Origin of the sequence: Mesorhizobium sp. M7A.F.Ca.CA.002.15.2.1, assembly GCF_003998715.1 — a bacterium.
GTDB classification, from domain to species: Bacteria; Pseudomonadota; Alphaproteobacteria; order Rhizobiales; family Rhizobiaceae; genus Mesorhizobium; species Mesorhizobium ciceri.
The window spans coordinates 1-5,984 of sequence record NZ_RZPI01000327.1 but is presented as its reverse complement, the minus strand read 5'-3'; the positions used below and the strand labels follow the sequence as shown (position 1 = coordinate 5,984).

The following is a 5,984-nucleotide window of genomic DNA, read 5'->3' as shown; positions in this document are numbered from 1 at the left end:
GCATGAACACACCGTTTTCGTAACGCAGCGAAGCCGAAAGCCCGTCGATCTTCGGCTCGGCCGTGAAGGCGATGTCGAGCTCCTTGTCGCGATCGAAGAACCGCCGGCCGCGTTCGATGAAATCGGCGACGTCATCGTCGGTATAAGCCTTGGCAAGGCTGAGCATCGGCACCGCATGGCGCACCTTGGTAAAGCCTTCCGCGGGTGCCGCACCGACCCTGAGCGATGGCGAATCCTCGCGCACCAGCGCTGGAAAGCGCTCCTCGATGGCAAGGTTGCGCCGTGCCAGCGCATCGTATTCCGCGTCGGTGATAATAGGCGCGTCTTCGGTATGGTAGCGCCGGTCGTGCTCGGCGATCACTTCCGCCAGACGCTTCAGCTCGGCTTCGGCCTCGCTTTCGGTCAGGGCATCGACTGGTTTTTCGGACATGGTTTTGCACCTGGCTGCTGTTGGCCCGGGACAATAGATCAGGATTCGGATGGAAGGGAGCTGAATTCTGACAAAACCACGCCGAAACAGCGGGATGGAGCCATATGCTGACTCTGTTGCAAAGCCCGGATTTTCACTGGTCGGCGAACCGTAGGTGGTGGGTCAGTCTGAAATCCCATCGGTCACTGAGCACTCAATCGCGTCGGACCGTGCATCGACGAACAGTCGGGTTCCATCTGTGAATTCAATCAGTACTTCTGCCGCACGAAACCGCCAAACGTGGATCACCATTTTTCCTGAGAGAAGTTTTGTCAATTCGACAGTTTCCTCTTCCAAATCCATCGGATTCTCCTAAGCCGCTGAGTGTTTCTTATACGGCCCGCGAACCGTTGGCTTCTCGGCTTCCTTTGCTTCGATCCACTGCCGAACCATGCGCCATCAGGACGCCGCGATGTTCTCGCGCAGCAGTCGCTCGGCGGCGGCGCGGGCCTCGTCGGTGATCGTGGCGCCGGCCAGCATGCGCGCGATCTCCTCTTGCCGCGCCGGCCGGTCCATCTCGGCAATGCCGGTCGCGACACGGTCGGTGGTGCCGGATTTGGAGATCAGGAAATGCGTCGCCGCGCGCGCCGCCACCTGTGGCGCGTGCGTCACCGACAGCACCTGCACGCGCTTCGACAGCCGCGCCAGCCTTTGGCCGATGGCGTCGGCGACAGCGCCGCCCACGCCGGTGTCGATTTCATCGAAAACCAGCGTCGGCGCCGAGCCACGGTCGGCCAGCGCCACCTTCAGCGCCAGAAGGAAGCGCGAAAGCTCGCCGCCGGAGGCCACCTTCATCATCGGCCCGGGCCGCGTGCCTGGATTGGTGCGCACCCAGAATTCGATCTGGTCAATGCCCTCTTCCATGCGGCTCTCGGCATCGCTCTTCATTTCCACGATGAAGGCCGCGCGTTCGAGCTTCAGGGCCGGCAGTTCCGCCATGACCGCCTTGGTCAGGCCGACCGCCGCCGCATGACGAAGCGAGGACAGCTGTGCGGCTGCGATGTCATACGTCTCGCGTGCCGCGGCGGCCTGCTTTTCCAGCCCGTGCAGGCGTTCCTCGCCGGCGTCGAGGTCGGCGAGATCGGCCGACATCGTGTCGCGCAGTTGCGCCAAATCGTCGACGGCGACGCTGTGCTTGCGTGAGGCCGCGCGCAACGAGAACAGCCGCTCCTCCGCTTTCTCCAGCCGCTGCGGATCATATTCGGTGGCGCGCAGTGCGGCCTCGACGCCCGATTGGGCCGCGTCGAGCGACAGCATCGCCTCGTCGAGCGACTTGACCACGTCGTCGAGCAGGCCTGGCGCCTCCGTCACCTTGCGTTGCAGCCGCCTCAGCAGGCTGGCCAGTTGCGGCAAGGGCGACGACGGGCCGGACAGCACATCCTGCGCGTCATGGATTTCGGACGCGATCTTCTCGGCCCGCATCATCGACGCGCGCAGTTCGGCAAGATCGGTCTCCTCACCCGGCTGCGGATCGAGCTTTGTCAATTCCGCCACCGCCGCACGCAGATAGTCGGCCTCGCGCGCCGCCGCCGCCACCTTGGCACGGTGGCGCGACAACTCCTGCTCGCAGGCGCGCCAATGCCGCCATGCCTCGCCAGTCGAGCGAACGGCGCCGAGATGGCCGCCGAAAGCATCGAGCACCTCGCGGTGAGCGCCGGGATCGACCAGAGCACGTTCATCGTGCTGGCCGTGGATCTCGACCAACGCGCGCCCGACATCGCGCATCAAGGTGACGCTCGAAGGCTGATCGTTGACGAAGACACGGGTACGGCCGTCCGCGGTCTGAAGGCGGCGCAGGATGATGTCGCCGTCATCCTCGATGGCATTGTCGGCTAGCAGCGCACGGGCCGGATGATTGCGCGGCACGTCGAAGACGGCGATAACCTGGCCTTGCGCCGCGCCATGGCGCACCAGCGACGCGTCACCGCGCGCACCAAGCGCCAGCGACAGGGCATCGAGCAGGATGGACTTGCCGGCACCGGTTTCGCCGGTCAGCACCGAAAGACCCGGCTGGAAGTCGATATCCAGCTTCTCGATCAGGACGATATCGCGGATCGACAGTCTGGAGAGCATCAGAACCCGAATCTAGGACGGCACGCGACCATTTGCAGTCGCAGCGGCGCACTATCTTTTTGTTTGAGCACCGGATCAATCCGAAAAAAGCGCTGCGTACGCTTCGATCCGATGCTCCAAGCAGGTTCCGCAAAAGTGTTCCGCGGTTTTGCGACAAGAACCTGCGACAAACAACGAAATCAGGCAGACGGCGCGTTGGCGAAGCCCGCGACGTCTGCTTGGGGGGTCAAGCCCCGGTGATCAATTTCCCGGCCTTGGATATCCACGATCCGGCATTTTCGCGCGGTGCAAGCCCATTGCTTTGCAACAGCTTGTAGGAATCCTTGTACCACGAGCTGTCGGGATAGTTGGTGCCGAGCACGGCGGCGGCCGTCTGCGCCTCCGAAGTCAGACCCATCGCGTAATAGCTTTCGGTCAGGCGGGCGAGCGCCTCCTCGACATGGCGCGTGTTGGAATAATTCTCGACCACGGTGCGGAAGCGCTTGACGGCGGCGATGTATTCCCGGCGCTCGAGATAGTAGCGGCCGATCTGCATTTCCTTGCCGGCCAACTGATCGTTGGCGAAGCGGATCTTTTCCTTGGCGTCGTCGACATATTCCGATGTCGGCCAGCGCGTCACCAGATCCTGCATTGTCTGAACGGTTTGGCGCGCTTCCTTCTGGTCCTGCGTCACGTCCTTGATCTGGCGGTAATAGCTCAAGCCGATGATGTACTGCGCATAGGCGGCGTCATCGGTCGATGGATAGAGCGTGAGGTAGCGCTTGGCCGAGCCGATCGCCTCGTCGTAATTGCCCTGGCGATAATCGGCGAAAGCGCCCATCACCATCGATTTGCGAGCCCATTCCGAATAGGGGTGCTGGCGGTCGACGGCGTCGAACTTGCGGCTCGCCTCCTGCAGGCGTCCGGCATTGAGATTGGCAAGGCCCTGATTGTAGAGAACATCGGCCGGTTCGGTCTGGTCGACATAGGTCGACAGGTCGATATCTTTCTCCGACGACATGCAGGCCGACAGGAAGAGCGATGGAACAACTACTGAAAGCGCCAGGAAAACGGCCCTCTGCGGTGCTTTCAATTGACCAACTCGCTTGAAGAACATGATTGGATCTCGCCCTTTCGGCGCTATTTCAATGCCAGTTGCATGCCATTGTTTCAAAACTGGTCCCCACTTTTGAACGACATGCACTAATCGACGGCAGCAGCCATAAACCATAACCGCCTTGCCCGGCAACGCTATCTCCGGCCAATCGCACATTTTTGTGGCGGCCGGACGCAGCTTGGACATCAATGCAATTTCACTGGCGGGTGGTGCATTCCTGCAACACGCGCAATTCCCCATGGAACCCGAAAAACCTGGGAAAATCAGATCATCCAGGGCGCGTAGAGCGGCGCGTTGACGGCGTTCATCTCGGCGCTGCGGCCACGCTCCCGGCGCGTCGTCTCGACGATCTCGAACGCCGTGCGATCCGACAGCAGGCGGCGCAGGGCCGCGGCATTCATCCTGTGGCCGCCGCGATAGGAGCGGAAGCAGCCGATGAAACGGGCGCCGGCCAGCGCCAGGTCGCCCATGGCGTCCAGCGTTTTATGGCGCACGAATTCGTTGGGATAGCGCAGGCCGCCCATGTTGATGACGCGGTTGTCGTCGCCGATCACCAGCGAATTCTCCAGCGAGGAGCCGAGCGCATAGCCTGCAGCCCACAGCCGCTCGACATCCTTCATGAAGCCGAAGGTGCGGGCGCGCGCGATGTCGCGACGGAAAATATCGGCATTGAGGTCGGAGGCAAACAGCTGACGGCCGATCGCCGGGCTTTCGAAGTCGATCTCGATCTCGAAACGGGTTCCGTCATAGGGCCGAAACTCCGCCCACGAGGCGCCGTTCTCGATGCGGACCGGCTTGATGACCCTGATATAGCGGCGCTTGACCGAAAGCGTCTCGATGCCCGCCTGGTCGATGGCTTCGACGAACGCCATGGCGCTGCCATCGAAGATCGGAACCTCGGAACCGTCGATCTCGACAGCGACATTGTCGATGCCGAGCCCAAACAGCGCCGCCATGATGTGCTCGACCGTGGCGATATGCTCGCCGGCGGGATCACCAAGCATGGTGCACAGGTCGGTGGCGCCGACTTCCGAAACCAGGGCACGAAACTCGCGGCCCTGCTCGGCACCGTTGAAAAGCTGGAAAACGATGCCGGTGTCGGCATCCGCCGGCATGAAGCTGATGGACACTTCCTTGCCGCTGTGGACGCCGGTGCCGGTAAGCGACGCGCGCGTCTTCAATGTCGTCTGATAGTCGTGCAAGACAATCCCCATAAGCCCGTAATGCCTAGGTCCGCTTCTCCAGCCCGAGGGCGCGGCTCTTGTGTGAATCGGTTGGCAGGGCGACTTCCCCCGAAATCCCGGCAAACCGATGATGGTAGGCAGCGAAGATAATGTCCCGTCAGGGAGACTCCAAATCACGGTTTCTTACTCTGTGTAACCGCGAACTGGAATGGGTGCGACTTTGTAAGTTATTGAAATCACATCATTTAAAACGTTAACAGGCAAGCGATTCCTCGCTTGCCTGTTAACAAATGTTACAGTCCGTTTACCAATCAGTTGGCCTGGCGGCGCAGGAACGCCGGAATCTCCAGCTGATCGTCTTCCTGAGTCGTCCTCACCTGCGGCGTCAGGCGGCCCTGATCGTCGAGTTGGCCACGGCGCGGCGCATAGAGCTGCGCATCCTGGCTGGCGAGGCGGCGCACTTCGGGCGCCGCCTGGCGCAGCTTGGGCTCACGCGGCTGCGCCGGCTGCAGCCTTGCGGGTTCTTCCTCGCGGCGGGTCAGTCCGTTGGTCAGGCGCTTCAGCAGGCCCATCGGTCCGCTGTTGTTCTCGTGGTCCACCGGGCGGCTCTTGGCATCCACCTCGGCCTTGACGACCGGCGGAAAGTCCTCGACGCGCGGCATACGCTGAGGTGCCATGGCAACAGGCTGCGGGGCTTCGCGCAGCATCTCGCGCGGCTGCGGGGCCGGCTGCATCTGCTGGACCACCGGCTGCGGCATCGGCTGTGCTGGCGGCGCCTGGAAGATCTTGCTCTGTGGGCGGAAATCTTCTGCGTGAGCGACAGGAGCCGGGCGCGCCTGCGCCATCGCCGCGGCATTGGCTTCGGCCAGTTGGATGGCTTCGGCGACAGGGTCGACAGCGCGTGGCTCGTAGGCCGCCTGCTGAACAGGCGCCGGGCGAGCCTCCGCGATCTGAGCCGCCGGGCGGCTGACCGGCTTCGGAGGCGCCGTGCGGATCGAGATCGGCGCAGCGGCGATTTCAGCCGCCGATTTGTCGATGCCGGTGGCAACCACCGAGACGCGGATGACGCCTTCGAGTTCCTCGTCGAAAGTGGCGCCCAGGATGATGTTGGCGTCCTGGTCGACTTCCTCGCGGATACGGGTCGCCGCTTCGTCGACTTCGA

The 5,984-nt window shown here is 62.7% G+C and carries 4 protein-coding genes and 2 pseudogenes; all 6 read right to left on the bottom strand.

The window, feature by feature from the left end; genetic code table 11:
* Positions 1–430, bottom strand: a pseudogene (locus ENZ74_RS18615) (NAD-dependent DNA ligase LigA); the annotation flags it as partial.
* Between the two features lie 162 nt (positions 431–592).
* On the bottom strand, positions 593–772 hold the full coding sequence (locus ENZ74_RS18610; protein ID WP_063168304.1) for a hypothetical protein: 180 nt from the start codon (positions 770–772) through the stop codon (positions 593–595).
* A 96-nt stretch (positions 773–868) separates the two neighbouring features.
* Positions 869–2,542 carry a DNA repair protein RecN gene (gene recN / locus ENZ74_RS18605; protein WP_063168305.1) on the bottom strand — a complete coding sequence of 558 codons (1,674 nt, stop codon included), beginning with the start codon at positions 2,540–2,542 and terminating at the stop codon, positions 869–871.
* A 226-nt stretch (positions 2,543–2,768) separates the two neighbouring features.
* On the bottom strand, positions 2,769–3,638 hold the full coding sequence (locus tag ENZ74_RS18600) for an outer membrane protein assembly factor BamD (RefSeq protein ID WP_063168306.1): 870 nt from the start codon (positions 3,636–3,638) through the stop codon (positions 2,769–2,771).
* A 263-nt stretch (positions 3,639–3,901) separates the two neighbouring features.
* Complete coding sequence (gene lpxC, locus ENZ74_RS18595) at positions 3,902–4,852, bottom strand: UDP-3-O-acyl-N-acetylglucosamine deacetylase (protein WP_013530964.1); 951 nt, start codon at positions 4,850–4,852, stop codon at positions 3,902–3,904.
* Positions 4,853–5,133: 281 nt separating this feature from the next.
* Positions 5,134–5,984, bottom strand: a pseudogene (locus ENZ74_RS18590) (cell division protein FtsZ); the annotation flags it as partial.

Excerpts from the sequence above, each read along its gene's own strand:
- ENZ74_RS18610 (WP_063168304.1), bottom strand. The coding sequence starts at position 772 with ATGGATTTGGAAGAGGAAACTGTCGAATTGACAAAACTTCTCTCAGGA.
- recN (WP_063168305.1), bottom strand. The coding sequence starts at position 2,542 with ATGCTCTCCAGACTGTCGATCCGCGATATCGTCCTGATCGAGAAGCTG.
- ENZ74_RS18600 (WP_063168306.1), bottom strand. The coding sequence starts at position 3,638 with ATGTTCTTCAAGCGAGTTGGTCAATTGAAAGCACCGCAGAGGGCCGTT.
- lpxC (WP_013530964.1), bottom strand. The coding sequence starts at position 4,852 with ATGGGGATTGTCTTGCACGACTATCAGACGACATTGAAGACGCGCGCG.